28 protein-coding genes and 1 tRNA gene are annotated in these 26,366 nt (G+C 32.0%); 11 read left to right on the plus strand and 18 right to left on the minus strand.

The window, feature by feature from the left end; translation table 11 throughout:
- The 12 genes from N4A42_RS11675 to N4A42_RS11730 form a co-directional block, all read right to left on the minus strand.
- Positions 1–1,517: TonB-dependent receptor (locus tag N4A42_RS11675; protein ID WP_294074187.1), on the minus strand; the 1,517-nt coding region annotated here is incomplete at its 3' end.
- Between the two features lie 111 nt (positions 1,518–1,628).
- Positions 1,629–2,474 carry a hypothetical protein gene (locus tag N4A42_RS11680; protein ID WP_294074189.1) on the minus strand — a complete coding sequence of 282 codons (846 nt, stop codon included), beginning with the start codon at positions 2,472–2,474 and terminating at the stop codon, positions 1,629–1,631.
- Between the two features lie 164 nt (positions 2,475–2,638).
- Positions 2,639–3,040 (minus strand): hypothetical protein, encoded by a 402-nt coding sequence (locus N4A42_RS11685; protein WP_294074191.1) that lies wholly within the window; start codon positions 3,038–3,040, stop codon positions 2,639–2,641.
- 53 nt (positions 3,041–3,093) lie between these two features.
- Positions 3,094–3,519: a hypothetical protein gene (locus N4A42_RS11690; protein WP_294074194.1), complete on the minus strand. Its 426-nt coding sequence runs from the start codon at positions 3,517–3,519 to the stop codon at positions 3,094–3,096.
- 2 nt (positions 3,520–3,521) lie between these two features.
- A complete protein-coding gene (locus N4A42_RS11695; RefSeq protein WP_294074196.1) occupies positions 3,522–4,304 on the minus strand; it encodes an ABC transporter permease in 783 nt (260 codons plus the stop codon).
- Positions 4,297–5,004 carry an ABC transporter ATP-binding protein gene (locus N4A42_RS11700; protein WP_294074198.1) on the minus strand — a complete coding sequence of 236 codons (708 nt, stop codon included), beginning with the start codon at positions 5,002–5,004 and terminating at the stop codon, positions 4,297–4,299. Before N4A42_RS11700 ends, N4A42_RS11695 begins: the two co-directional genes overlap by 8 nt.
- On the minus strand, positions 4,998–6,242 hold the full coding sequence (locus N4A42_RS11705) for a nitrous oxide reductase family maturation protein NosD (protein ID WP_294074200.1): 1,245 nt from the start codon (positions 6,240–6,242) through the stop codon (positions 4,998–5,000). The genes N4A42_RS11700 and N4A42_RS11705 overlap by 7 nt, the downstream gene beginning before the upstream one ends.
- 9 nt (positions 6,243–6,251) lie before the next feature.
- Positions 6,252–6,680, minus strand: coding sequence for a nitrous oxide reductase accessory protein NosL (locus N4A42_RS11710; RefSeq protein ID WP_294074202.1), 429 nt, complete (start codon positions 6,678–6,680; stop codon positions 6,252–6,254).
- Positions 6,677–7,285 (minus strand): hypothetical protein, encoded by a 609-nt coding sequence (locus tag N4A42_RS11715; RefSeq protein ID WP_294074204.1) that lies wholly within the window; start codon positions 7,283–7,285, stop codon positions 6,677–6,679. The genes N4A42_RS11710 and N4A42_RS11715 overlap by 4 nt, the downstream gene beginning before the upstream one ends.
- Before the next feature lie 185 nt (positions 7,286–7,470).
- A complete protein-coding gene (gene nosZ / locus N4A42_RS11720) occupies positions 7,471–9,426 on the minus strand; it encodes a Sec-dependent nitrous-oxide reductase (RefSeq protein ID WP_294074206.1) in 1,956 nt (651 codons plus the stop codon).
- Positions 9,427–9,455: 29 nt separating this feature from the next.
- A complete protein-coding gene (locus tag N4A42_RS11725) occupies positions 9,456–10,040 on the minus strand; it encodes a fasciclin domain-containing protein (protein WP_294074208.1) in 585 nt (194 codons plus the stop codon).
- 31 nt (positions 10,041–10,071) lie between these two features.
- Positions 10,072–10,551, minus strand: coding sequence for a cytochrome c (locus N4A42_RS11730; RefSeq protein ID WP_294074210.1), 480 nt, complete (start codon positions 10,549–10,551; stop codon positions 10,072–10,074).
- A gap of 51 nt (positions 10,552–10,602) precedes the next feature.
- On the opposite strand from N4A42_RS11730, the gene N4A42_RS11735 reads away from it, so the two are divergent.
- A complete protein-coding gene (locus N4A42_RS11735; RefSeq protein WP_294074212.1) occupies positions 10,603–11,097 on the plus strand; it encodes an Rrf2 family transcriptional regulator in 495 nt (164 codons plus the stop codon).
- A 37-nt stretch (positions 11,098–11,134) separates the two neighbouring features.
- On the opposite strand, the gene N4A42_RS11740 is transcribed toward N4A42_RS11735, so the two are convergent.
- A complete protein-coding gene (locus tag N4A42_RS11740; protein ID WP_294074214.1) occupies positions 11,135–11,674 on the minus strand; it encodes an alpha-ketoglutarate decarboxylase in 540 nt (179 codons plus the stop codon).
- A gap of 114 nt (positions 11,675–11,788) precedes the next feature.
- On the opposite strand from N4A42_RS11740, the gene N4A42_RS11745 reads away from it, so the two are divergent.
- Together N4A42_RS11745 and odhB are read left to right on the plus strand one after the other, a co-directional pair.
- Complete coding sequence (locus N4A42_RS11745) at positions 11,789–14,560, plus strand: 2-oxoglutarate dehydrogenase E1 component (protein WP_294074216.1); 2,772 nt, start codon at positions 11,789–11,791, stop codon at positions 14,558–14,560.
- Between the two features lie 30 nt (positions 14,561–14,590).
- A complete protein-coding gene (gene odhB, locus N4A42_RS11750; RefSeq protein ID WP_294074218.1) occupies positions 14,591–15,802 on the plus strand; it encodes a 2-oxoglutarate dehydrogenase complex dihydrolipoyllysine-residue succinyltransferase in 1,212 nt (403 codons plus the stop codon).
- Between the two features lie 530 nt (positions 15,803–16,332).
- Here odhB and N4A42_RS11755 read toward each other — a convergent pair.
- On the minus strand, positions 16,333–16,959 hold the full coding sequence (locus N4A42_RS11755) for a DNA-binding response regulator (RefSeq protein WP_294074220.1): 627 nt from the start codon (positions 16,957–16,959) through the stop codon (positions 16,333–16,335).
- A 40-nt stretch (positions 16,960–16,999) separates the two neighbouring features.
- The gene (locus N4A42_RS11760; protein ID WP_294074222.1) at positions 17,000–17,461 is read right to left on the minus strand and encodes a retropepsin-like aspartic protease; all 462 of its coding nucleotides are present in this window, start codon (positions 17,459–17,461) and stop codon (positions 17,000–17,002) included.
- Between the two features lie 48 nt (positions 17,462–17,509).
- On the opposite strand from N4A42_RS11760, the gene N4A42_RS11765 reads away from it, so the two are divergent.
- The 8 genes from N4A42_RS11765 to N4A42_RS11800 all read left to right on the plus strand — a co-directional run bounded on the left by N4A42_RS11765 (position 17,510) and on the right by N4A42_RS11800 (position 22,743).
- Positions 17,510–18,277, plus strand: a complete 768-nt coding sequence (locus N4A42_RS11765) for a TatD family hydrolase (RefSeq protein WP_294074224.1) — start codon at positions 17,510–17,512, stop codon at positions 18,275–18,277.
- 3 nt (positions 18,278–18,280) lie between these two features.
- Positions 18,281–19,306: an asparaginase gene (locus N4A42_RS11770; RefSeq protein ID WP_294074226.1), complete on the plus strand. Its 1,026-nt coding sequence runs from the start codon at positions 18,281–18,283 to the stop codon at positions 19,304–19,306.
- Positions 19,307–19,380: 74 nt separating this feature from the next.
- Positions 19,381–19,468, plus strand: a tRNA-Ser gene (locus N4A42_RS11775).
- A 76-nt stretch (positions 19,469–19,544) separates the two neighbouring features.
- Positions 19,545–20,312 (plus strand): MotA/TolQ/ExbB proton channel family protein, encoded by a 768-nt coding sequence (locus tag N4A42_RS11780; RefSeq protein ID WP_294074228.1) that lies wholly within the window; start codon positions 19,545–19,547, stop codon positions 20,310–20,312.
- Between the two features lie 17 nt (positions 20,313–20,329).
- The gene (locus tag N4A42_RS11785) at positions 20,330–20,794 is read left to right on the plus strand and encodes a hypothetical protein (protein ID WP_294074230.1); all 465 of its coding nucleotides are present in this window, start codon (positions 20,330–20,332) and stop codon (positions 20,792–20,794) included.
- A 7-nt stretch (positions 20,795–20,801) separates the two neighbouring features.
- Entirely contained in the window at positions 20,802–21,443 is a 642-nt protein-coding gene (locus tag N4A42_RS11790; protein ID WP_294074232.1) for a biopolymer transporter ExbD, read from the plus strand.
- An 11-nt stretch (positions 21,444–21,454) separates the two neighbouring features.
- A complete protein-coding gene (locus N4A42_RS11795) occupies positions 21,455–21,916 on the plus strand; it encodes a biopolymer transporter ExbD (protein WP_294074234.1) in 462 nt (153 codons plus the stop codon).
- 128 nt (positions 21,917–22,044) lie between these two features.
- Positions 22,045–22,743, plus strand: coding sequence for a porin family protein (locus N4A42_RS11800; protein WP_294074236.1), 699 nt, complete (start codon positions 22,045–22,047; stop codon positions 22,741–22,743).
- Here N4A42_RS11800 and N4A42_RS11805 read toward each other — a convergent pair.
- The 3 genes from N4A42_RS11805 to asnS all read right to left on the minus strand — a co-directional run bounded on the left by N4A42_RS11805 (position 22,738) and on the right by asnS (position 26,334).
- Positions 22,738–23,346: a hypothetical protein gene (locus tag N4A42_RS11805; protein ID WP_294074238.1), complete on the minus strand. Its 609-nt coding sequence runs from the start codon at positions 23,344–23,346 to the stop codon at positions 22,738–22,740. The two genes, N4A42_RS11800 and N4A42_RS11805, sit on opposite strands and share 6 nt — an antisense overlap.
- 18 nt (positions 23,347–23,364) lie before the next feature.
- Positions 23,365–24,828, minus strand: coding sequence for an RNA polymerase factor sigma-54 (rpoN, locus tag N4A42_RS11810; RefSeq protein WP_294074240.1), 1,464 nt, complete (start codon positions 24,826–24,828; stop codon positions 23,365–23,367).
- A 72-nt stretch (positions 24,829–24,900) separates the two neighbouring features.
- Positions 24,901–26,334: an asparagine--tRNA ligase gene (asnS, locus tag N4A42_RS11815; RefSeq protein ID WP_294074242.1), complete on the minus strand. Its 1,434-nt coding sequence runs from the start codon at positions 26,332–26,334 to the stop codon at positions 24,901–24,903.
- Positions 26,335–26,366 lie beyond the last annotated feature (32 nt).

Genomic DNA, 26,366 nt, shown 5'->3' on the forward strand with positions numbered 1-26,366 from the left:
GGAGCAATATCTCCGATAATGTAATCCATAATGTAGAAATAAGAAGATTCTATACCAATTTTAAAATCTTTATAGGTTTTAGAGTAACTTAGATTTGCTTCTAAAGCTTTTTCATCTTTTAAATTAGGATTGCCGATATAATCATAATTATCAAAACTGTTAAATAAAAAGAAGCCATAACCTTCGCTAACAGAAGGTGCACGTTCACCATATCCTAAACCAAAAGAAAAGTTAGAATTTTCTTTTTTTAATTGATATTCTGTTGCTAAACTTATCAAAAAACGATTTTGCTTATCATCTACATTAGGATGGAATATTTGAAGGCTTTCCACACCAACTTCTTTAGCTATATTATTATGGTGATAACCTAGTCTTAAAGAAGAAGAAAGTGTGTTATGTTTATTTATATACCAATTATCTTTTGCAAAAAACCCTGTGTATAACGTTCTAATGTCTGGCCAGGTGTACATAAACATATCTGGCTCATTAGGATTGTTAGAGAACATAGTCATTTCTGCAAGCGATTTATTATAAAACCCGTTAACATTGAATGTTAGATGATGTCTATTCTTTAAAAAATGAGCTTTACTATAAAAACCATAGGTGTCACTCCAACCAGGCATATCCATACGTATTGGTACAACAGGACGTTTAGTGTCGTCCATAATATGTGTTATAGTATTAAAATATAACTTGGTTTCAATAGATTTTAAGTTTTTATCTATGGGTTTATAATAGTGCGTTACAGAGCTAATTAAAGCTTCAGCAAGTGAGACATCCATTGGTAGTGCAGGATAACCTACGTCTGTTGCTCTGTCGTAAATAATATTAGCATCTATACTATGCGTGTCTGAAAATTTATAACCTGTTTGTAAAGAGATATTATACTTTTGAAATTGAGAATATAAAATTTCTTTATTGTTACCAGCATCATAATTTTCAGATTTTCTAAAAATTCCATCTGTACTAATGAAGAATTTTTCGCTAGAATATTCTAAATCGAGACCTGTTGCAAAAAAATTACCATTGGTTTCGTAACCTAAATCTGTACTTGTTTTAAGACCAGAATCATTAAATTTTGATGTAGGTAATTGTAAATCTATACCACCACCAACACAATGTCCATTTTCAGTTCCTTCTTGTCCAGAACCAATAGTTACTTTTTCTAAATTAGATACATCTACATAAGATGTGATAGGATCCATTTTATCTGTACAAGCACCAAAAATTTGCATACCATCAATGGTTACAACTAATCTATCACTAACCATATTATTTATAGTTGGCTCCCAAGCATAATTACCACGTTTAATCATGGTTACCTTGTTAGATTTTTCTAAGTAATCGTCAATACTAGAAAGTGTTTTCTCTTGCCTGTTATTGCTTAACTTACGTCTTGTAACAATAAGGACTTCATCTAGTTTTGTGGTATCTTGTTTTTGTTCTTCTTTTTTATCTTGGCCAAATCCATAAATTGAAAAAAGAGAGCAAATTATTACGGTAATTAGCTTTTTCATAGTTGAAAAAATATTGAATTGATGTGGAGTGTTTTGCCAAATCAAGCAAAGTCGAGCGATTTTTTGTCTCGACTTTACTAGATTTTTTGGCAACAGTAAAAGCTATTTGAGTTAAAACTCTAATTCTAGATATAAGCTACTTGCTTCATTACCTTCAGTAACATTTTCACCTTTTAAGATCTCATCATTAGAGTTCATTAGTTTAAGGTTCAGTTTCCAATAACCTGTCATGGTTAGCGATAAATTTCCGTAATAGAAGTTATCTGCATTATTATATGTTAAATCTGTATTGTTTGGTGAGCTATGATTTCCCATTCCTGGCATACGAGGGTCTAAGGTAATTGTGTAATCTTCTACTACCGGAAAAGTCATCATGTTTTCCATTTTATATAGACCTACTTTCATTTCGTTTATGGCTATGCTAGGATTTTTTGGCTCTATTAATGCTAAAATGTATCTTGTATCATCGCTTCCCGTAAAACTTGTTACGTTTTGGTTTTCGTATTGTACAACACTTATGGTGTCTGTAGCATTATATTCTACACCATCTATTGTGTAGTCTATGGTTAGTGACCAGCCAGTATTATCTGCATTGGTCATTTGATAAATAATAAAACCTTCATAGACTGTGTTTTTTCCTGCTGCCTTTGTTATAGCAGATCTAGGGCAAGAATGTTGCATCATTGGCATTTGCATCATTGGCATCCAAGAAAGCTCAGCATTTTCAAAATAAGTGCCATTAGTATTGTCTTTTATCCTTATGCTAATGTTATTATAACCTGTTTCAAACATGCCCTTTTTGTTAAAAAGTTCTATAGTCTGATCTCCGTTAACAATTTCTTTTACTAGTAGTAAGCCTTCAACTTCATTAGCAGAAGTGTTATCATCATTATCATCTGATGAGCATGAAAAAATAAGTGTAAATATGGCTAGTGTTAATATATATTTTAGTTTCATTGTGTTTAAATTTAATCTAAGTGGTATTAAGAATTTGAGTTGTTGTTTAACTCTAATTCTTAATGTTATTTGTTTGATTTATTGATGTTGTTTTCTTGCCTAAATGCTTTTTTGAAGCGTTAGGAAGAATAGAGCTGTGCTATTAATGCACAAATTAAGAGTACTTAGCTTAAATTTGGTGGAGGAGTATCAATATCGTAGAATTTAGATATGGTAGATTGCTCTATACTAAAAGTGATTTGGCTTTTTAATATTTTATCTAAATTTTCAGAGGAATTGTCTGAATTAGTAATAGAGTTAACAACAAATAAGTCTAAACGTATTCTATTTTGTTCAGGAATAGTGTTATTAGAATTTTGTTTGCTATTACTCTCGGTTAATTCTTTTTTTAATTGACATTTACCGTTACAACCTTTTTGTTCTTCCTTTTGAATACAAAGCGTTTTTGCGATAAAATCTTGGTTGATTACAAAATCGGTTACTATAATAACGTTATTTATATTATTAGCTAATAATATAAACGTTAATAGCAACGCTGTGAGTTTATATGTAATCTTAATTATCATGGTGCTAATTTCGGACATTTTTATCTTAAATTAGCTGATATTTGTCAGTTAATTTAAGCTTTAAAATATTCAAAATAGGTGTTGACTAAACGTTTAATATATGCTGCTTTATCTTTAAAAATAGTAGCGTCATTTACATCTTTAATATCGGTTGTTTCTTCTAAAATGGGTACTAAAATAACGTGTAGTTGATCGTGGGCTTTACCAGTCATGTCACAGCTTTTTATAATAAAGCTAGTTTCTTTAGAAATGGCATCTCCAAGTACTTTACCGTTTAAAGATGTGTTGTTTTTTAAAATGGAATCAATACGTTTCATTCCAATATGCGTTGCTTCGTTAACAACCCATTTATCACCATCATTAAAAACTAAACCTTCAGGTATAGCTAAAGATTTGGATGTTGAGCTATTATTTTTTTTACACCCAAGCATCATTATAATTATGAAGAATAATAGTATATGAATGGGTTTTGATTTCATTATTAAAAATCTTTTTTCTTAGACTTACGCAAAATTCTGAAAACTGGTAAACCTACCCAAATACCAAGTGTTAAAAAAGAAACAATTAATCCAAAATTTGTGCCGAAAAATTGTTTGAATACAGCACCTGTATAACCTAATAAAGCTGAGATGTCTAATTTTAATAATATTAGTGTTCTAGATAAATCTATGGGGTTTAGCATGGTGCCAATTAAGGAAATCTTGTCTAATGGATAATCTTCAAATATAATAAGAGACATTAAAAACAGGCCATCGTAGATAATTGCTAAGAACAGCCACATTAATATAGCATAGCCAAAGCCCTTAATTTTATTTTCGTTAGAAAGCGCAATGTTAAAGGCTAAAGCACTAAATATAAATGTTAAGAAAATACCAACAATTAATAAAAGCGAAAAATCCCAAATAGCATTAGATTTAAATAAACCATAGGCAATAAAAGGTAAGCCTAGACCAAGGATTAAACTCATAGAGAGCGATATAGCTACACCTAAATATTGTCCTAAAAAAATCGAAGACCGTTTTAGAGGTTGAGCAAGCAATAGCTCTGTAAATTCTTTAGAATTATAATAATACATTACACCGAATATAGTGCCAATTAATGGCACTAAAACAATAATAACATTCATTAATGTGATGACAGCTTTAGATAGGTCGTTATTAAGAAATAACAGTACAATTCCTAGTAAAAGATAAAATGTGAAGTAGACATAACTCCAGCTACTACGCATTAGGTCAAAAAAACTATATTTTAATATTTTAAGCATGGTTTTCGGTTAAAATGTTAGCAATGGCATGCTCAAAATCTTCTTGTTTTGTTTTAGCTTTTAGCTCTGCAATACTGCCTTTAAAGTATATTTTACCTTCGAGAATAAATACAATATTATCTGAAACTTCTTCAACAAAACTCATAATATGAGATGTTATTAAAATGGTTTTTCCTTTTTCTTTTTCATTTTGAATTAGTTCTTTCAATCTAATTAGTGAAATAGGGTCTAAACCTGTTGTTGGTTCGTCTAAAATTATGATTGGGCTATTAAACATAAAGGTTAAAACAATATTAACCTTTTGCTTAGTTCCGCCAGATAATGTCCCTAGCTTTTTGTTTAGAAAGGGTTCTAATTTGAATTTTTCTATTAGATGTTGGTCTGCATCTGTATTACCTCTTAAATCCTTAATCATTTTAATAAGCTCGTTAACCTTTAAGTTGCTAGGGAAATTTGCTATTTGAGGTAGGTAATCTATTTTATGACGATAGTCTGAGCTACTTTTAATGTCAGTGCCCAATACTTTAATACTTCCGCTGTCTGGTATTACCATACCAAGTATGGTTTTTATAATTGTGGTTTTTCCAGAGCCATTAGGGCCAAGTACAGCAAAAATACCACCTTCTTTTATAGATAAATTAATACCATTAAGAACATTATTTTTGCCAAACTTTTTATATATATCTGTTATTTCTACCATGTAACTTCAGTCATTAAGGGTTGGTTGTCAATAAGATTTTCTGGTGTAAAAACTGGCGATACTTTTTCTGAAAAATCTATGATATCTATAAATAAACTACGAAGTAAAACAATACTCTCTGGTGTTCTGTTTACTAAGTATGAAAATAATTTTACAGGTCTGTAGGGTATATCTCCAAAACCATCTTTATCTAGGTCATATCCTGTATAGTTACTCCAATAATTTTTTTCGAACTTATTACTGTTTAGGTTACCTGAATAGGATAAGTCAAATGAATTGTAAAGGAAATTATTGCGTGTGTAAATGTTGTCGTAACATGCACCATGTACTTTTACGGCATAGCCATTGTTTTTAAAAATATTCTCAGTATATGTTATTCGGTTAGTACCATCTGCATTAATACCAATAGTATTATCTTCAAAAATATTATGCTTTAACTCTGCGTCATTAATTTCTTTTAAGAGAATACCATAGGAAGCTGTTCCCCAATTTTTTTTAAATATGTTATTGAACATTTTTATTTTTTTTGAAAACATTACAGCTACTCCTGCACCATTGTTTTCAAAGATATTGTTTTCGTAAGTGTTGTTGTTAGAAAACATAAAATGCAGACCATAACGCATATTTTCAGTAGAGTAGTTGTTTGATATGTATGAGCTATTTCCAAATTCTAGATAAATACCGTCTCGCATTCTTCTAACATCGTTATTGGTGATTTTTACATTTTCACAATGCCAAAGATGTATAGCATTACCAGAGTCTGCTTCTGCCAACCCTTCACCAGAAATGGTGTTATTATTAATTATACCGTCTTTAGATTTCTGAATTAAAAATCCAAAAAAACCTTTTTCTACAGTAATGTTTTCTATAACGAAGTCGTAAGATTTAAAAAGAAGAATTGCAGCATATTCTTTTGTATAACTGACTTCAATATTTTTTATGGTTAAATTTTTTATAATGATATCTGTAGCTTCTACCGAAAAGCCATAACCATTATTTTGTGTGTCTATAATAGTACCTTCTTCACCTGAGATATGAAGTGATTTTTTATAAATAATAATATTAGACTCTTTGTAGAGACCTGATTTAATGAAGATTTTGCCTCCGCTGTTTGAGCTATCAACTGCAGTTTGTATGGTTTTATAATCGCAACCCGTTTTGCAAACAGTAACTGTCTGTGATGCGGCAAAACGGATTGAAATTATAAATAGCAGAATAATACTTATTTGTATTTTCATGCCCTTAATTTAGTTAAGTTTTTTGAAAATACCATTCCAGTCATAATATTCTGCAGAGCTATTATCAATTTTTGTTTTTGCTTGTTCTATAGAACTAAAGCCTGTAAGGTTTGCTCCCATTGGGCTGGTGATTTCATCACATACTAAATAACCAGCGGTTTTAGCATTGGTCATAATGCCAGGGGAATTGTAATCAGTAATTAAAAGGTTGCTTTTTTCAATAAGTTCTTGTCTGTCGTCTAAGAATCTAATCATACATTCAATAGCGTCGAACTTATATTGTTTGCCTTTACTTGTTACCATTTGCGCAGCATGTGTTTTGGTTACTATGGTCATTTTACAATAGTGGCACATGTCTGATCCGTAATTAATTGGCTCAGGAGCTTTGCTACAGCTAACAAATGTAAAAATCACTATTAAAAGACCTAAATATTTCATGCTTTTACTCTTTTATTTCCTATCCAGTATGCAACAAAAGTAAGAAACATACCCAAGCCCATCATATAGGCACCTATGCTTGGATAAGAATGTGCTACAAAGTTAAGAATATGTTTGGTTCCAAATAAAGGTGGTTTATAACTTAATGGGTTTCCATCTGCATCTGTCATTTTCATTATAGCTTTAGGGTCTAAATTTGTACCGTAATCTATCATCCATTCGTTAAAATCATACATACCTAATACACCTAATACACACATAAGAATTAACCAACCAAGAAACCATTTAGGTGAAATTCCTTTTATTAACCCTAATAAACCAATTAAGATGCCTAAAGCTGCCATACCACCTACTATTTTAGGAAAGGCTGAAAACTCCCACATTTCTTCTGGTTTAGGTAATTTACGCATGCCAATATAGTGGTTAAGCCCATCTATATTTTGTAAATCGTGCTTTTCTTTTCCTTGAAGTCCATCGAGATGAATATTCATTCCAATACCACTTGGGTATTGTGGTGCTTCTAATTCAATACTCCATAAAGGAAATACAAATAATCCCAATAATAGAGCAGAGCCCAAAATCATTATGATGCTTGCGGATTTCATGTGTGTTTGTGTTTGTTGTTTGTGTGCTATTTTTCTTATGGACATCAAAAAACAATAATTTTCTTATTGTTGTTGTGTTACTATAGATGTTTCATAAACTATAATTTAAAAGAATGGGCGAGTTATTTCTACTCGCCCATATTGAGTTAAATAACATTTTTTAACACTAAAACTATTTAACTCTATTATTCATCTAATGTAAATTTAAGAGGCGTATTAGAATTTGCAGGAGATACTCTTATGTATCCTTGCATTTCTTGGTGTAATGCAGAACAGAAATCAGTACAATAGAAAGGCCAAACACCTTCTCGTTTAGGTTCCCAAACTATGGTTTTAGTTTGTCCTGGCATTACTAAAATTTCTGATGTATTAGCGCCAATAATTGAGAATCCGTGTGGTACATCAAAATCTTGTTCTAAGTTAGTCATATGAAGATATACTTTATCTCCTACTTTTACACCTTCAATGTTATCTGGTGCAAAGTGACTACGAATCATGGTCATGTTAATGTGTACTTCATTACCATTACGTGTAACTTTAGCTTCGCTTTCGCTCTTAGCAGCATATGGATGTTCATTTTCAGATAATTCGTAATATTTTTTACTTTGATCTTTAATGATGTCAGCTCTTATACCAGCAGCATAGTGAGGTTCACCATGAGTTGGGAAATCTGATAATAGTTCCATTTTGTCTCCAGAAATATCATACAATTGTGCAGAGTGTTCTAGTTCTGGACCAGTTGGTAGGTAACGGTCTTTTGTGATTTTATTCATAGCAACCATGTATTTACCAAATGGTTTACGAGAATTACCACCAGGAATCATAAGGTGACCTACTGAATAGAAAGTTGGTTGTCTGTCTAAAACTTCCCAAGTGCCAAGTTTCCATTTTACAACTTCAGAAGAGATAAAGAATGTTGTGTAAGCATTTCCTTTACCGTCAAACTCTGTATGTAAAGGTCCTAATCCAGGTTGTTTAACAACACCAGCTAATGTGTTTTCGTAGCTAAGGATAGGAATGCCGTAAGAATCTCCTTCGTAATCCTTATTAGCTATAGCAGTTTGAATTTTATCAAAATCATAAACACTTAAGTCGGTCGATAATTTACCACTACCAATAATATATTGACCAGATGGATCAACGTCACAACCGTGTGGTGATTTTGGAATAGGAATATAGAATACAGCACCTTCAACCTCTCTAGGATCAACCATTGTTACACCTTCTTTCATAGTAGATGTAGCAGTATGTGTTTTTTCATCATAGATATTATGAGCATAAATACCAGGTGCTTTTTTACCACCACCATTTTTAACGTATTCTGCAACTTTTTGCCAGTTTATAGCTGCAATAAAATCTTTATCATTTTGAGAAGCGTTTACTTCCATTAATGTATTAGCTTCCTCTGTGTTATAACTAGTAAAGAAGAACCATCCATGAGATTTATTACGTCCTGGATGTGCCAAATCATAATTAAAACCTGGCATGTCTAATTGAAAGTCAAGATTCATTCTTCCGTTTTCAGCAATGCTTACAAAAGAAAGAGGGCCTTTAAATTTACCTTTCATCTCACTAATTGGCATGTCGCGTTGTGGATTAGGTACTGCAAAACGTGTACCTGCAACGATATACTCTGTGTTTTCTGTTACAAACGAAGAGGCGTGATTACCTGCACTATTTGGTAGTTCAATTATTTCCTCAGTTTCAAACGTTGCAAGACTAATACGAGCAATACGAGGTGTGTTATTTTCGTTAATAAAAATCCAACGACCATCTAACTCACCATTAGTTTGTGATATATCTGGGTGGTGAGCATCTCCCCAAGGTACAAAGCCAAAAGATGTATTTAACATTGGTTTAGTTTCTTCAGAATATCCATATCCTGAAGTTGGGAATTGAGAAAATACAGGGATTTCTTTTAACATACGTCCACTAGGAAGACCTGCCACAGTAATATTACCACTATAACCTCCAGAAAAGAAAGCATAGTACTCATCATGTTCACCAGGCGCAACATATACTTTTTCGGCCTTGCTAGAAGACAGAGCGCCAGAATTACTACTTGTATTATTGTTATTACCGCAATTTGTCATAAAGATTAGAGCAGTAATACCTAATACATATTTACCTATTTTATTCATATAATCTTAATTTTAATTAGTTGATTTAATTAGTCTTTTGGTAGGATAACATCTTCAGTAACATGAACCCAACCGTTACTTACATTTACAGTGCCTAATATCTTTACTCCACCTATAAATAGATCGCCGTCTTTTTCGGTAACTTCTAAATATTTTCCAGAGGCCATATAAAGTTTACGTCCTTTTTCAGCATTCTTTTTTAACATATCAATAGGGTAATTAGCTGGTGCTACGTGATGTGTTAAAATAAAAGCAAGTTTTTCTTTATTTTCAGGTTTAAGCAAGTCATTTAATGTTGCTTCGTCTATTTTAGCAAATGCGCCATTATTAGGTGCAAATACCGTTAATGGACCAACATTTACAAGTGCATTTTCTACACCAGCTGCTTGCACAGCAGCAACTAATGTTGAATGATCTTCTGACTGAATTGCTAACTGTAATGCGTTTGGAGTGCCTCCTTCGTCTTTAATAAAAGCTTGACCAGTTTTTTCTGTAGAAGCTTCATTAGTAGCAGTATCATTTGTTGTTGTTTCAGATGTTTTTGCAGAGTTATTACAAGCTACAAAACACCCAAAAAACGCAAACAATAATAATGATTTGATTAGTGTTTTCATTGGTTTTCTGTTTTAGTGTTTTAATTGAGGTTTAGAGTGTTCTAAAATATTCTAGGACAGCTCTAGCTTCTTCTTTGGTTAAGTTTTGATTGGCCATAGGCGAACCATTAAACTCAATAAGTAAATCTTTAGCAAGAGGATCATCTTTCACCATGACTTCAGGGCTAAGAATCATGTTCATAACCCATTCAGGAGTACGACGTTCTAATATTCCTTTTGGTGATGGGCCAATAAATTTTTTATCTATTTTGTGACATGCAGTACACATTTTTTCATAAATAACTTTTCCTTCAGCTGCCATTTCTTGATCTACTACTAAAGGTAAATCTACCGAAGTTATTGGGCCAACGCCTTTGTTGTTTAAGTCTTTTCGTTTAGATGCTGGTTCTTTGCTTTCTGTTTTAGCAGGTGTTTTTTTGCCGTAATCTACTTCAGGTTTTTTTTCATTGTTCCCACAAGAAAAAACAAATAGAAATGTTAGGCATAATAATAGTTGCGATATAATTTTCATAAGGCTATGGTTTTGTATGGGCAAATGTAATTTTACTTAGAAAGATAAAATATGATAAAAATCATATTTAAGATAAAAACATCTTCTTTTATATTTGTGCAATTATTTTTATCTATGTTTTCAAATTCAACAAAATATGCCATAAAAGCTGTTTTATATTTAGCAGTTCATTCATCAGAAGATCAAAAAATAATGATTAAGGATATTGCAGAACCAATTAATGTACCTAAGCATTATATTGCTAAAATTTTGCAAACCTTATCTAAATTAGACTTAGTGTCTTCTCACAAAGGGCCAAAAGGTGGCTTTTATTTAAATGAAAAAAATAGACAAGTGAAAGTGATTCAAATCATTAATGCGATTGATGGTGAGGATAGAATGAATTCTTGCTTATTAAGCTTAAATGAATGTAATGTTGATAATCCATGTTCGCTTCATCATTTGGTTTTTAGAGAAAAGCAACAGATATTAAAACGTCTTGAATGTACAAGTTTAAATGAACTTGCAGCGCATATTAATGATGGAAAATCGGTGTTGCCTTTGTAGATATAATACTGTAACAATTGAAAAAGTTTCTTTTTGTTTAAAACCAAAACCTTACAAATGGCATCCAAGCTTGGTTTTGTATGCTTTTGTCTTCATCATAAAACACATCATATCTAATGCCAAAGGTAATATTCCCATTTCTATAACCAGCTCCTAAAAATAAAGCAGGATACCAATAACTGTCATCTACATTTGAAACAAACTGTTCATCAAAATCTCGGTTAACATACAGTTGTTCAAACTCAGTAGAAAGTTGTAATTCTCTATATGGATTAAATAAGCCTATTACATTTCCTCCTACAACTGTAGATTTAAACGCATTACGCTGAGAGCTGTATTGAAAATTAAGTCCTATACCAGTAGATACATACGGATTAAAGTTATATAGAGCATTTGGTGCAATAACACCACTAAAAAATCTATCTCCAAAATTTAAACCAACACCACCACTAAACTGAACATTTTTCCAAAAAGTGTTTTCATCTGCACTTTGCGCATTTGCAGAATACTCAAAAAAAGTCATAAGAATACAGCTAAAAATAAATATTTTAGAGATGTTTATTCTAATTTTTATCATCTTAATAATTCTTAAATCTATATAAGTTATAAATATAACAAAAGCATTTCTATATGTAGTAAATGTTGTATTTTTGAAGAAATTTTGTTGAAACGACAATGTCTCATATAAATAATGGATAAATATTCCTTTCTCAACGCAGCGCATACAGCGTATTTTGCTGACTTGTATGACCAATACTTAAAAAATCCTGATGCTATAGAACCAAGTTGGCGTGCCTTTTTTCAAGGTTACGATTTTGGTGCAGAAAATTATGGCATGGAAGGTGAAATTGTAGAAGGTGTTTCTACACAGATTCCTGAGCAACTTCAAAAAGAATTTCAGGTTGTAAAACTTATAGATGGTTACAGAAATAGAGGTCACCTATTTACTAGAACCAATCCTGTAAGAGCTAGAAGAAAATACGCTCCTACTTTAGAAATCGAAAATTTCGGACTCTCTAAAAATGACCTTAGCACAATGTTTTCTGCTGGTGAGATCATTGGTATTGGTACTGCAACGCTACAAGAAATTATTGATCATTTAGAACGTATTTATTGCGATTCAATTGGTGTTGAGTATATGTATATTAGAAATCCAAATGAGATTGAATGGATTCAAAACAAACTAAACGTTAATGATAATCACAGTAATTTTACTACTGATGAAAAAAAATACATTCTCAAAAAGTTAAATGAAGCTGTAGCTTTTGAGTCTTTTCTTCATACAAAATATGTCGGTCAAAAGCGTTTTTCTTTAGAAGGGAACGAATCTCTAATTCCTGCTGTAGATGCTATAATAGAGCGTGCTGCTGATGAAGGTGTTAAGGAATTTGTTATGGGAATGGCACATCGTGGTCGTTTAAGTACTCTAACTAATATTTTTGGAAAATCAGCCAAAGATATATTTAGTGAGTTTGATGGTAAGGATTATGAAGAGCAGGTTTTTGATGGTGATGTAAAATACCACTTAGGTTGGACTAGTAATAGAGAAACCTATAATAACAAAAAAATTAACTTAAATATTGCACCAAACCCATCACATTTAGAAACTGTTGGTGCTGTTGTGCAAGGTATAACAAGAGCCAAGCAAGATAAAAAGGAAATCACTGATGCTTCACAGGTATTGCCTATAGTTGTGCATGGAGATGCTGCAATTGCTGGACAAGGATTGGTTTACGAAGTTGTGCAAATGGCTCAGCTAGATGGTTATAAAACCAATGGTACCATTCATATTGTAGTAAACAATCAAATTGGGTTTACAACCAATTATTTAGATGCACGTTCTAGTACCTATTGTACAGATATTGCTAAAGTAACATTGTCTCCTGTATTACACGTTAATGCAGATGATGCAGAAGCTGTAGTACATGCTGCGCTTTTTGCATTGCATTTTAGAATGAAATTTAAGCGCGATGTCTTTATTGATCTATTAGGTTACAGAAAGTATGGTCATAACGAAGGTGACGAGCCTAAGTTTACCCAGCCATTACTATATAAGGCTATTGCAAAGCATAGTAACCCAAGAGATATTTATGCACAACGCTTAATTAGCGAAGGTGTTATAGATGAAGGTTATGTAAAATATATAGAGCAGAAATACAAAGATAAGCTCGAAGAAAAACTAGTAGACTCTCGTAAGGAAGATAAAACCGAAATTACTCCATTTATGAAAGAAGAATGGAAAGGTTTAAATCGTGTTACTGAGGTAGAAATGATGAAAGATGTAGATACTACAGTGTCTAGAGATGTTTTAGAGAATGTAACCAAAGTAATTTCTAGTCTTCCAAAGGATAAAAAGTTTTTCCGTAAAATCCAGAAATTAGTCGAGATTAGACAAACCATGTTTAATCAAGACAAGTTAGATTGGGCTATGGCAGAGCATTTAGCTTATGGGTCTTTATTAAATGAAGGATTTAATGTTAGAATTTCAGGGCAAGATGTAGAGCGTGGTACATTTTCGCATCGTCATGCAGTAGTTAAAGTTGAGGATAGTGAAGAAGAAATAGTTTTATTAAATAATATTTCAGAAAATCAAGGGGAATTTACAATTTATAATTCATTATTATCAGAATACGGTGTTGTAGGTTTTGATTATGGCTATGCTATGGCAAGTCCTAATACATTAACCATTTGGGAAGCACAATTTGGAGACTTTAGTAATGGAGCTCAGATAATGATAGACCAATATATTTCTTCTGGTGAAGATAAATGGAAAACATCTAACGGGTTAGTGATGTTGCTACCTCATGGTTATGAAGGGCAAGGAGCAGAGCATTCATCTGGTCGTATGGAGCGTTATTTACAAGTTTGTGCAAAGGATAATATGTTTGTTGCAGATTGTACAACGCCAGCTAATATGTTTCACTTGTTGCGTAAGCAAATGAAAGCCAATTATAGAAAACCTTTAGTAGTGTTTACACCAAAAAGTTTGCTGCGTCACCCTAAAGTGGTTTCAAAAGTAGAGGATTTTGTAAATGGAAGCTTTAAAATGATTATAGATGATGCTAGTGCTAAAGCTGATAAAATAAAAACATTGGTTTTTGTTACAGGTAAATTCTATTACGATTTATTAGAAGAACAAGAAAAACTCGGAAGAGAAGATGTTGCTTTAGTAAGAGTAGAGCAATTGTTCCCGCTCCCAGTTGATGTGATTAGAACTATTCTTGAAAAATATAAAAATGCAAATGATGTCGTTTGGGCACAAGAAGAGCCTCGTAATATGGGAGCTTATGGCCATATGTTAATGCATTTAGAAGAAACTAGACAATGGAGAGCTGCAACTAGGAGACCATATGGTGCACCAGCAGCAGGAAGTTCTGTCCGTTCTAAAACAAGACATCAAGAAGTTATAGATTACGTTTTTGATAAAAACAAGAATAACCAAATAAGAAAGAAAAATAAATAAGCCATTATAGGTTAAATACAATTAAAACGCATGATTTTAGAAATGAAAGTGCCTTCACCAGGCGAGTCTATTACAGAAGTAGAAATTGCAGAATGGTTAGTTTCTGATGGTGATTATGTTGAAAAAGACCAAGCCATTGCTGAAGTAGATAGTGATAAAGCTACGCTAGAATTGCCTGCGGAAGCTAGTGGAACTATAACGCTTAAAGCAGAAGAAGGTGATGCAGTAGCAGTTGGGCAAGTAGTTTGTTTAATAGATACTAGTGCAGAAAAGCCAGATGGGAGTACAGCGGCAGCGCCAGCAAAAGAAGAAAAAGTTGAAGCGCCAAAGCAAGAGGTTAAATCAGAACCTGCTAAAGACACTTATGCAACAGGAACTCCAAGTCCTGCAGCTAGAAAAATTTTAGATGAAAAGGGTATTGACGCCAGTACGATTAAAGGTACAGGTAAAGATGGTCGAGTAACAAAAGATGATGCTATTAAAGCGGTACCATCTATGGGGACACCTACAGGAGGTAATAGAGGAACTTCTCGTAGTAAGATGTCTATGTTACGTCGTAAAGTTGCCGAGCGTTTAGTAGAAGCAAAAAATACAACGGCAATGTTAACCACTTTTAATGAGGTTGATATGTCGCCAATTTTTAATTTACGCAAGCAATATAAGGAAGAGTTTAAAGCAAAGCATGGTGTGAGTCTTGGTTTTATGAGTTTCTTTACTTTAGCAGTAGTAAGAGCATTAAAGATGTATCCTGCTGTAAATTCTATGATAGATGGTAAAGAAATGATTTCGTTTGATTTTTGCGATATTAGTATTGCAGTTTCTGGACCAAAAGGATTAATGGTGCCAGTAATTAGAAATGCTGAAAACTTAACGTTTAGAGGAGTGGAGTCTGAGGTTAAGCGTTTGGCAATTAGAGCAAGAGATGGTCAAATAACAGTTGATGAAATGACTGGAGGAACTTTTACGATTTCTAATGGTGGTGTTTTTGGTAGTATGTTATCTACTCCTATTATTAATCCTCCTCAAAGTGGTATTCTTGGTATGCATAATATTGTAGAAAGACCTGTAGCTATAGATGGCAAGGTAGAAATTAGACCTATTATGTATGTAGCATTATCTTACGACCATAGAATTATTGACGGAAGAGAGTCAGTAGGATTCTTAGTTGCTGTTAAAGAAGCATTAGAAAATCCTACAGAATTATTAATGGATAATAATCCTAAGAAAGCTTTAGAGATGTAAAACATCTATCACTAAATAAATGAAAAGCGCAATTTTGTTTAAAATTGCGCTTTTTTTACTCCTAAATAAATTTAACAAGAGTAACTAACTAAAATTAACTAAAAAAATTAACAGCTATATTGGCTGTGATGACTACAATAGAACTTATGATAAGTAGGATCATAAAGATTTTATCTCTTTTTGTTGTATTGTCTTTCACTGTATCCATATGTTTTGTTTTTTAAAAAAGCCCTGAACTATATAAAATAGCTCAGAGCTTTAAAATATAATCTGAGGCTTAGATTAATAGCGCTGTAAAATTCTTAATAATTATAATACCAAACCATACGTATTAATACGTATATTTTAGGTTTTTGTAAATAAAATGAGCCCTGAACATTGTTCAAGGCTCAAATATCCCCTAAGAACTAATTAATAGCTCAGTTATTAACCCTATAATTAATAACAAATGATCTAGAAAAGTAACCTAAATCTAGGCGTAAAATTGCGAATAATAATAATGCGATACTATACGTATTAATACGTATATTTTATAAAAAGTGATCTTGATGATCTTTAACCCAAATTAGAAGACAGTTTTTTGTTTTTTCAATGCCTAGTTTACTGATAATGTTACTTTTGTGTTTTTCTACAGTGCGTTTAGAACAACATAATTCTTCGGCAATTTTTTTAGCAATCTTATTTTTTGCTATTAATTTTAAAATTTTTATCTCAGTTTCTGTGAGTTTTTTTAAAAAATCGGGTTTTTCTTCAACTTCAATAAAATCTAAAAGATCTGGACTAAAATAGGGTTTGTCTTTAACTACAGAAGCAATACAATTTTCTATTTCGTCTAAAGCGAATTCTTTTAAAACATAACCATAAATTCCTAATGTTTGCGCTTTGTTGTATATTTTTTCGTCCTTTTCAAAAGTAATAAGAACAACTTTTGTTTTTAAATTGGCTTCTTTACATTTTTCAGCAATTTGCAAACCAGTATAAAAAGGCATTTTAATATCTAAAATTGCAATGTCAGGCTGGTGAGCTTTAATTAAAGCTAGGGCTTCTTTGCCGTTTTTGGCACTAGCTAAAACATTATGGTTGTTTTCGTTTAAAAAATCCTCAAGACCTTTCAATACCAAAGGATGGTCATCTGCAATTATTATAGTAGGGTTCATGTTGGCTATTAATCAACTAGGTAGTTAAATATACTAAAGATTATTTTGATAGCGGAATTTCTTTTAATTTTAAATAAAGATGTTTTTTTTCGTAATCAATTATAGCTTTTCCTTTTTTAAGAATATCAGCGCCAATTATACCGTCAACAGGGTCTGCATTATGATTAATGAGTCCATTGTTTACATGAGATAGATTAAATAATATTAAAGCAACTCTGTTTTTTTTCCAAGTCCCAATTTTAATCTCATTAGACTTAGAGATTTGTGTTAGCATATCAGATGCGCCAGCACCAACCGCTTTAATTTCAGAATCTTTAACTTTAAGGTTAAATCGTTCGATAGCTTCAAAACCAACACAGCTACTAGAGGCACCAGTGTCTAAAATAAAACGACCTTTAATACCATTAATAGTTGCTTTAATTTCAAAATGATTGGTTTTTGTTAGTTTGAGCTTAATTTTTGAGTAGCCTTTCTTAACAAGAAAGTCCTTTAATGATTCCATTTTTAAAATTTGTGTAAATATAATATTCTAAACAATTATTTTTGGCAAATGATTATAACCGATACGCATACACATTTATATAGCGAAGCGTTTGAAGACGATAGAGCAGAAATGATTAAAAGGGCTTTAGAAGCTGATGTTTCACGTTTTTTTATACCAGCTATAGATTCTACTTACACAGCATCTATGCTTCAACTAGAAAAAGATTTTCCAGAGCATGTTTTTTTAATGATGGGTTTACATCCTACGCATGTAAAATCTAACTTTAAAGAAGAATTAAGACATGTTGAGGAGATGTTAAATAAGCGAAAGTTTTATGCAGTAGGTGAAATTGGAATTGATTTATATTGGGATAAAAGCACTTTAGATATTCAAATAGAAGCGTTCCGACATCAAATTAATTTAGCAAAGCAGCATAAGCTCCCAATAGTTATCCATTGCAGAGAGGCATTCGATGAGATTTTTAATGTTTTAGAAGAAGAAAAATCAGAAGATTTATTCGGTATTTTTCATTGTTTTACTGGTACATTAGAGCAAGCACATAGAGCCATATCGTATAATATGAAACTAGGAATAGGTGGAGTAGTTACTTTTAAGAATGGGAAAATAGATCAGTTTATCAATCAAATAGATTTAAAACATATCGTTTTAGAAACAGATTCTCCTTACTTAGCACCAAAACCATATCGAGGAAAGCGAAACGAAAGCTTTTATGTTACTAGAGTATTAGAAAAATTATCCGAACTTTACGCAATTAGCAATGAAGAGATTGCTAGAGTTACAACAGAAAATTCAAAACAAGTATTTGGTATATAAAACATGCAAAAACCCAATATTTTACTTATTTATACTGGTGGTACTATAGGAATGATAAAAGATGCAGATACTGGATCTTTAAAAGCTTTTGATTTTGATAGCATTCTCACCAGAATACCAGAAATTCGGTTATTAGACTGTAATATAGAAACGATTTCGTTTAAGGAACCAATAGATTCTTCAAATATGAATCCCAGATATTGGGCAGATATTGCAATTATCATAAAAGATAACTATCAAGATTTTGATGGCTTTGTGGTGCTTCATGGTAGTGATACAATGAGTTACTCTGCATCTGCATTGAGTTTTATGCTAGAAAATTTATCAAAACCAGTAATTTTTACAGGCTCACAATTACCAATAGGTGATTTAAGAACAGATGCTAAAGAAAATTTAATTACTTCAATCCAGATGGCTTCATTGCAAGAAAATGGTTTGCCAGTAATAAGAGAAGTAGGGCTTTATTTTGAGTACAAATTATATCGAGGAAATCGAACAACAAAAATAAATGCAGAACATTTTGAAGCATTTGAGTCGTTAAATTATCCAAATTTAGCAGAATCTGGTGTGCATCTTAATGTTAATAAAGAATATTTGTGGAGAACGCAGCTAGATAAACGCTTAATTGTTCGTACAAAAATGAATACTAACATTGGTATTTTAAAACTGTTTCCTGGAATATCAAAATCATTTGTAGAAGCTATTTTGAATTGTAAAACCATAGACGGTTTAGTGCTCGAAACGTATGGGTCTGGTAATGCTAATACCGAAACATGGTTTGTAGATTTACTTAAAGGGAATATCTCTAGAGGATTACATGTTGTTAACGTGTCTCAATGCATAGGGGGTAGTGTTAATATGGGGCAATATGAGACGAGTTCTCAATTAAAATCTATTGGTGTAATTTCTGGTAAAGACATCACAACAGAAGCTGCAATAACAAAACTAATGTACCTTTTAGGAGAGGAAATAGAGGCATTAGAATTCAAAAAAATATTCGAAACTTCTCTACGTGGAGAATTGACTTAAATTTAACGATACAAATTTTAGAGTTTGAAGTTTTTTTCGTTATTTGGCAGACTGTAATTATTGATAAAATTTACAGAGAGGTGGCCGAGTGGTCGAAGGCGCACGCCTGGAAAGTGTGTATACTCCAAAAGGGTATCGAGGGTTCGAATCCCTTCCTCTCTGCACAGGTTTTAGACGGTTTTTACATTATTTTTTTTATCTTTAACACTTTAACTAATAAAATTAAGAATTAAGAACAATGAAAAGATTATTTTCTATCCTTGCCATAACATTTTTAATGGCTATCGGAACTGTTAATGCCAATGCAACTACATTAGCTACAACAACAGAAACAGTAACAAGCATAACTCAAGATGCAGAAGAAACAGCAGAAGATTTGAGTTTCCATCAAGAATTAAAAAAGCGTTTTATTGAAGGTGGACCAGGATTTATGGGTATCGTATTATTATGTTTAATTCTTGGTTTAGCAATAGCTATTGAGAGAATTATCTTTTTAAATCTTTCTACTACAAATACAAAAAAATTAACTCAAAATGTAGAAGATGCACTTTCTTCTGGTGGTATTGAAGCTGCTAAAGAAGTTTGTAGAAACACAAAAGGGCCTGTTGCTTCTATATTCTACCAAGGATTAGATAGAGCAGACGAAGATATAGATGCTGCTGAAAAAGCTGTTGTAGCTTATGGTGGAGTACAAATGGGTCAGTTAGAGAAAAACGTTTCTTGGATTTCTTTATTTATCGCATTAGCACCAATGCTTGGTTTCATGGGTACAGTAATTGGTATGATTCAAGCCTTTGATAAAATTGAAGCAGCAGGTGATATGCAGCCTTCATTAGTAGCAGGTGGTATTAAAGTAGCACTTTTAACAACAGTATTTGGTCTTATTGTGGCTATTATTCTTCAAATATTTTACAACTACATTATCGCTAAGATAGATAGTATTGTAAATGATATGGAAGATGCATCAATTACTTTGATGGACTTATTAGTAAGACACAAAAAATAATAAAGACCAAATAAAATATGTTACATAAAATATTAAAAATAGTAGCTTTAGTTCTTAGCTTAGCTGGTATTGTTTCTCTAGGAAGAATAATAGCAGAAGGAGATGAGGAGATTAAAGCAGCGGCTTTAGCAGGTGATACTGCTATTGTTGAACCAATGGCAATCATTGCTTACATTATTTTAGGGTTGGTTTTGTTATTTGTAGTGGTTTTTGTAGTTAAAAACTTATTTACAAACACATCTGGTCTTAAAAACACATTAATAGGTGTAGGTGTATTTGCTGCAGTATTAATTATCTCTTATGTAATTTCAAATGGACCAGACGAATCATTCGCTTCTGGACTATATAAATATGGAGATAAAATGGCAACCGAGAGTGAATCAAAATTAGTAGGAGGTGGATTAATAGCATTCTACATATTAATTGTTATTGCAGCAATTTCAATGATTTTCTCTGGAGTTAAAAAAACAATTAGTAAATAAATAAGGTATGGCAAAAAGAGCAGCACCAGAAGTAAATGCAGGTTCAATGGCTGATATTGCCTTCTTATTACTTATTTTCTTCCTAGTTACAACAACTATAGAAAAAGATAAAGGACTATTAAGAAGTTTGCCGCCTATTGACGATTCTCAAGTAGATCCGCCAATTATTAAGCAAAAAAACCTGTTTACAGTTCTTATAAATCGTAACAACCAATTGCTTGTTGAAGAAGAGCAAATGGAAATAAAAGATTTAAGACAAGCAGCAATAGATTTTCTTGATAATGGAGGAGGAACAAATGCAGCAGGACAAAATTGCGATTATTGCAAAGGAAAAAGAGATGCATCATCTTCAGATCATCCTGATAAAGCAATTATTTCCATGAAACACGATAGAGAAACCTCTTACGAGCAATACATGGATGTGCAAAACGAGCTTGTAGCAGCCTATAATTTCTTAAGAGAAAGAGAAGCAAAGCGTCTATATGGTAATTTAAGGAAGTATCGAGATACTGATAAAGTTTATCAAGCCATGTTAGAGGAGAAAGAGAAGAATCAATTTACAAAGGATACAATATTGAATGGTCAGATAGAAACTATTAAAAAATTGTTTCCTATGAAATTGTCTGAAGCAGAACCAGATAAGAATTAAAAGCAACAATTATGTCAAAATTTAAAAAAGGAAAACAAGGAGATTTGCCGGCTATTTCAACGGCATCCTTACCAGATATTGTTTTTATGTTGCTTTTCTTTTTCATGGTAGCAACAGTAATGAGAGACAGTTCTTTAATGATAGAGAACAAATTGCCTAGTGCAGATCAGGTAGAGAAGCTTAAAAAAGATAGAACAGCTTTTATTTATGCTGGTAAACCAAGTGCTCAGTTTAAACAATTAGGAGATCAACCAGTAATTCAATTTAACGATGCTATTATAAGCGTAGAAGAAGTTCAACCAAGTGTGTTGGCAGCGCAAGCAGAATTAATTGAAGAGCTACAACCAAAGTTTGTTGTTGGTCTTAAAATTGATAAAGAAACACATGCTGGTTTAGTATCTGATATTAAGCAAGAACTTAGAAAAGCAAATACATTAAAAGTAATGTATATTGCTAATACAAAAGTAGAATAGAGTATTCTTAATTTTATAAAAAAGGCGTTTCAATTTTACTTGAAACGCCTTTTTTTATTTCCTAAAACCATAAACTTCATTTATCTTTTTAAACTTTCAAGTAAAAAAAATCATGTAAATTTAACTCTATGAAGAATGTCCTTTTTGTTTTCATGTTTTTTATGGGATGTATTAGTTTTTCACAAGATGAAAACAATACAGATAAAACGGAATTATATAAAAATTATAGAGAAGATCAGTTTTATTTTTCTGTAACCTATAATCTTTTTAATGAAAAACCTAGCGATGTTAATCAAAGTGGTTTTTCTACTGGATTTCATTTTGGGTTTATTAGAGATATGCCAATAAATGAGAACAGAAACATTGCTTTTGGATTAGGTTTGGGCTTGTCTTCTAACTCATATAACCAAAATATTTCCATTTCTGAGGTAGATAATGAGACTGTGTTCAACATTATCGACGAAAGTGAAATTAATGTTTCAAAAAATAAATTTACAACCTATTTGTTAGAAGTTCCGTTTGAATTTAGATGGAGAAAATCTAATGCAACAGACTACAATTTTTTAAGAATTTATCCTGGATTTAAATTAGGCTATCTCTTTTATAATTCAACTAAATTTAAGAGCGATGCAGGTAATGTGATACTCAAAAACCTAGATGAATTTAATACGCTTCAATATGGGCTAACATTAAGCGTAGGTTACGGAACCTGGAATTTTCACGCATACTATGGGTTAAATTCAATTTTTGATGATTCTGCAAGGTTGAATAATCAATCTATAGACATGAAGTCGTTTAAGATTGGCTTAATGTTCTATATACTATAGCCAGTATTTCATAAATATTAACTGAGGGAAAAGCCCTGTAAAAAGCCCAACAATTAGTTCTGCATTAGTATGAGCTTTTAAGTGCAAACGAGATGTTGCAATAGCACCCATAATAATCATCATTAAGGCTATAGTACCATTAATATTTATTTTATAATGTAAACCTATAGCAACGGTAAACATAAAGAAGCCAGAAGCTGCTATCATATGTATGCTCGCCTTTACTTTAAAAATTGCCATTATAAAACAAGAAAGAGTAGAGCATAATATGCCTAGAAAGAAATAATATAATTCAACAATCTCATTTGGATTAAGAACACGTATTAATATAAGCGTCGTTATTATACAATTAATTAGCAAAGGAATTAATCGTTCTCTAGTGCTTTTAAGATAAATACTATCGACTTTATTTATAGTTTTAAGTAAAAAAAAGAGCAGTATTGGTAATATAATAGTAAGAATAACTATTGAAAAGATCTTTGCGTTTTGCACTGGTTTTGGAATAAAACGCGGTGTTTTGTGAAAATAAAAGATTACGCCAAGTAAAGGCATAATCAATGGATGAAAAACAAATGAGATGCTTTTTAAAATAAAGTTTTTCATCTATAATAAGTTATTTTATTACAATTCTTTTCTCAATCTAGCCACCGGAATATCTAATTGCTCTCTATATTTAGCAACAGTACGTCTAGCAATTGGATACCCTTTTTCTTTTAGTATTTTAGAGAGTGCCTCGTCAGTTAAAGGTTTCTTTTTGTTCTCTTCATCTATTACGGTTTCAAGTATCTTTTTTATTTCTCTGGTAGAAACTTCTTCACCTTGGTCATTGGTCATGGATTCAGAAAAGAATTCCTTAATCAATTTTGTACCATAAGGTGTATCTACATATTTGCTATTTGCAACACGAGATATTGTAGAAACGTCCATATCAATTTCATCAGCAATATCTTTTAAAATCATAGGACGAAGTTTGCGTTCATCTCCCGTTAAAAAATACTCTTTTTGATAATGCATTATAGCACTCATAGTAACAAAAAGGGTTTGCTGACGCTGTCTTACAGCTTCTATAAACCATTTAGCAGCATCTAACTTTTGCTTAATAAAAAGAACAGCATCTTTTTGTGCTTTAGACTTCTCTTTTGTGTCTTTGTAGCCTTTAAGCATGTTGTTATACTCTCTAGATACGTGTAGTTCTGGAGCATTTCTACCATTTAGAGTTAATTCTAATTTTCCATCGGTAATTTTTATTGCAAAGTCTGGTACAATATGCTCAACAATTTTGTTATTACCAGCATAAGAACCACCAGGTTTTGGGTTAAGACGCTCTATTTCTTCAATAGCATCTTTGAGTTGCTCTTCGTTGATACTAAATTTTTGCATTAATTTTTTATAATGCTTCTTTGTGAATTGTTCAAAAGCTTTGTCAATGATGGCACAAGCTAATTCTACATCAGTATTTTGCTCTTTTCTGTTTAATTGAATACTTAGACATTCTTGAAGATTTCTAGCAGCCACACCAGCAGGATCTAGCTGTTGTACAATTTTAAGCACTTTTTCAACTTCTTCTTCTGAAGTGTAAACATTTTGTGTGAAGGCTAAATCATCTGTAATATCTGATAAAGATCTACGTATATAACCGCTTTCATCTACACTGCCAACTAAGAAATAGGCGATTTCTTCTTCTTGATCTGATAGTCGGAAAGTGTTTAATTGATTAATTAAATGTTGTGTAAAAGATGTGCCTGCTGCATAAGGAACACTTTTTTCCTCATCATCAGAACTATAATTGTTTACTTGAGTACGATAATCTGGTATTTCATCATCACTCAAATATTCATCTATATTAATATCTTCTGCATCAATAGTATCATTATCATTTATATCTTCTACAGAATTATCAAATTCATCAAAACTATCTTCTGAAGATTCGTCTTTTCCTGTGTCTAAGGCAGGATTTTCTTCCAATTCCTGTTTTAAACGTTGCTCAAAAGCTTGTGTAGGCAATTGAATCAACTTCATGAGTTGAATCTGCTGTGGTGACAGCTTTTGTGATAGTTTAAATTGTAAAAATTGTTTTAGGGACATAACATTTCTGTTGTATATAAAAATAATAAAAAAAACCTACAAGGTTTTAGAAACCTTGCAGGTTTAAAATTCTTAAAACTCTGCGTTTTGAGGTGTTCTTGGGTAAGGTATTACATCTCTAATATTGCTCATTCCTGTTGCAAACATAACCAAGCGCTCAAAGCCTAAACCAAATCCAGAATGTACAGCAGTTCCGTATTTACGTAAATCTAAGTACCACCATAATTCTTCTTCTGGTATATCTAAAGCTTTCATTTTTTCCTTGAGAACATCTAAGCGTTCTTCACGTTGAGAACCACCAACCATTTCTCCAATACCTGGAAATAATATATCCATAGCTCTTACCGTTTTACCATCTTCATTTAAGCGCATGTAAAAGGCTTTAATGTTTGCAGGATAATCAAATAAAATTACAGGACATTTAAAGTGTTTTTCAACTAAGAAGCGCTCATGTTCAGATTGTAAGTCTGCTCCCCATTCTTCAATAAGATATTTAAATTTTTTCTTCTTGTTTGGTTTACAGTTTCTAAGAATATCAATAGCCTCAGTATAGCTAACACGTTTAAAATTGTTATCTACAACAAACTTAATTTTTTCAATTAAGCCCATATCACTACGTTGCGCTTGTGGCAATTTTTTTTCTTCATCTTGAAGACGCTTGTCTAAGAATTCTAAATCTTCTTTGTTGTTTTCTAAAACATAACTTAAAACCGATTTCATAAAATCTTCGGCTAAATCCATATTGCCTGCTAAATCCATAAAAGCAACTTCTGGTTCTATCATCCAAAATTCAGCTAAATGGCGAGAGGTATTAGAATTTTCAGCTCTAAATGTTGGTCCAAAAGTATACACTTTGCCAAGAGACATGGCATAAGTTTCAGCTTCGAGCTGGCCTGAAACTGTTAAGTTGGTTTCTTTACCAAAAAAGTCTTCTTTATAATCTACATTACCATCTTCTGTCAAAGGAGGGTTTTTTGCATCTAAGCCTGTTACACGAAACATTTCGCCTGCACCTTCAGCATCACTACCAGTAATAATTGGTGTATGCATGTAATAGAAGCCATTTTCATTAAAATACTTATGAATAGCGAATGATAATGAAGAGCGTAATCGCATTACAGCACTAAAAGTATTAGTTCTTGTGCGCAAGTGTGCGTTTTCTCTTAAGAATTCAAACGTGTGCTTTTTAGGTTGAATAGGATAGGTTTCTGGGTCAGAATCTCCTAAAACTTCTAATTCTTTTACTTGTATTTCAACAGATTGTCCTTTGCCTTGGCTTTCAACTAATTCTCCAGTAACATGTATTGCAGCACCTGTAGTAATACGTTTAAGTGTAGCTTCATCAAAATTTTCAAAATCTACAACACACTGAATATTATTTATAGTAGAGCCATCATTTAAAGCTATAAAGCGATTTGCTCTAAAAGTTCTTACCCATCCTTTTACAGTAACATCTTGTAAAGTGATATCTTCTGATAATAATTCTGCTACAGTTTTTGTTGTCATTTTTATTTATTTTGAAATGCTAAGATAAATGT

Origin of the sequence: Winogradskyella sp. (assembly GCF_025210595.1) — a bacterium.
In the GTDB taxonomy this organism is placed as follows: Bacteria; Bacteroidota; Bacteroidia; order Flavobacteriales; family Flavobacteriaceae; genus Winogradskyella.

Bases quoted from the DNA above. Each gene is read 5' to 3' on its own strand.
- N4A42_RS11680 (WP_294074189.1), bottom strand. From the start codon at position 2,474: ATGAAACTAAAATATATATTAACACTAGCCATATTTACACTTATTTTT.
- N4A42_RS11685 (WP_294074191.1), bottom strand. From the start codon at position 3,040: ATGATAATTAAGATTACATATAAACTCACAGCGTTGCTATTAACGTTT.
- N4A42_RS11690 (WP_294074194.1), bottom strand. From the start codon at position 3,519: ATGAAATCAAAACCCATTCATATACTATTATTCTTCATAATTATAATG.
- N4A42_RS11695 (WP_294074196.1), bottom strand. From the start codon at position 4,304: ATGCTTAAAATATTAAAATATAGTTTTTTTGACCTAATGCGTAGTAGC.
- N4A42_RS11700 (WP_294074198.1), bottom strand. From the start codon at position 5,004: ATGGTAGAAATAACAGATATATATAAAAAGTTTGGCAAAAATAATGTT.
- N4A42_RS11705 (WP_294074200.1), bottom strand. From the start codon at position 6,242: ATGAAAATACAAATAAGTATTATTCTGCTATTTATAATTTCAATCCGT.
- N4A42_RS11710 (WP_294074202.1), bottom strand. From the start codon at position 6,680: ATGAAATATTTAGGTCTTTTAATAGTGATTTTTACATTTGTTAGCTGT.
- N4A42_RS11715 (WP_294074204.1), bottom strand. From the start codon at position 7,285: ATGAAATCCGCAAGCATCATAATGATTTTGGGCTCTGCTCTATTATTG.
- nosZ (WP_294074206.1), bottom strand. From the start codon at position 9,426: ATGAATAAAATAGGTAAATATGTATTAGGTATTACTGCTCTAATCTTT.
- N4A42_RS11725 (WP_294074208.1), bottom strand. From the start codon at position 10,040: ATGAAAACACTAATCAAATCATTATTATTGTTTGCGTTTTTTGGGTGT.
- N4A42_RS11730 (WP_294074210.1), bottom strand. From the start codon at position 10,551: ATGAAAATTATATCGCAACTATTATTATGCCTAACATTTCTATTTGTT.
- N4A42_RS11735 (WP_294074212.1), top strand. From the start codon at position 10,603: ATGATAAAAATCATATTTAAGATAAAAACATCTTCTTTTATATTTGTG.
- N4A42_RS11740 (WP_294074214.1), bottom strand. From the start codon at position 11,674: ATGATAAAAATTAGAATAAACATCTCTAAAATATTTATTTTTAGCTGT.
- N4A42_RS11745 (WP_294074216.1), top strand. From the start codon at position 11,789: ATGGATAAATATTCCTTTCTCAACGCAGCGCATACAGCGTATTTTGCT.
- odhB (WP_294074218.1), top strand. From the start codon at position 14,591: ATGATTTTAGAAATGAAAGTGCCTTCACCAGGCGAGTCTATTACAGAA.
- N4A42_RS11755 (WP_294074220.1), bottom strand. From the start codon at position 16,959: ATGAACCCTACTATAATAATTGCAGATGACCATCCTTTGGTATTGAAA.
- N4A42_RS11760 (WP_294074222.1), bottom strand. From the start codon at position 17,461: ATGGAATCATTAAAGGACTTTCTTGTTAAGAAAGGCTACTCAAAAATT.
- N4A42_RS11765 (WP_294074224.1), top strand. From the start codon at position 17,510: ATGATTATAACCGATACGCATACACATTTATATAGCGAAGCGTTTGAA.
- N4A42_RS11770 (WP_294074226.1), top strand. From the start codon at position 18,281: ATGCAAAAACCCAATATTTTACTTATTTATACTGGTGGTACTATAGGA.
- N4A42_RS11780 (WP_294074228.1), top strand. From the start codon at position 19,545: ATGAAAAGATTATTTTCTATCCTTGCCATAACATTTTTAATGGCTATC.
- N4A42_RS11785 (WP_294074230.1), top strand. From the start codon at position 20,330: ATGTTACATAAAATATTAAAAATAGTAGCTTTAGTTCTTAGCTTAGCT.
- N4A42_RS11790 (WP_294074232.1), top strand. From the start codon at position 20,802: ATGGCAAAAAGAGCAGCACCAGAAGTAAATGCAGGTTCAATGGCTGAT.
- N4A42_RS11795 (WP_294074234.1), top strand. From the start codon at position 21,455: ATGTCAAAATTTAAAAAAGGAAAACAAGGAGATTTGCCGGCTATTTCA.
- N4A42_RS11800 (WP_294074236.1), top strand. From the start codon at position 22,045: ATGAAGAATGTCCTTTTTGTTTTCATGTTTTTTATGGGATGTATTAGT.
- N4A42_RS11805 (WP_294074238.1), bottom strand. From the start codon at position 23,346: ATGAAAAACTTTATTTTAAAAAGCATCTCATTTGTTTTTCATCCATTG.
- rpoN (WP_294074240.1), bottom strand. From the start codon at position 24,828: ATGTCCCTAAAACAATTTTTACAATTTAAACTATCACAAAAGCTGTCA.
- asnS (WP_294074242.1), bottom strand. From the start codon at position 26,334: ATGACAACAAAAACTGTAGCAGAATTATTATCAGAAGATATCACTTTA.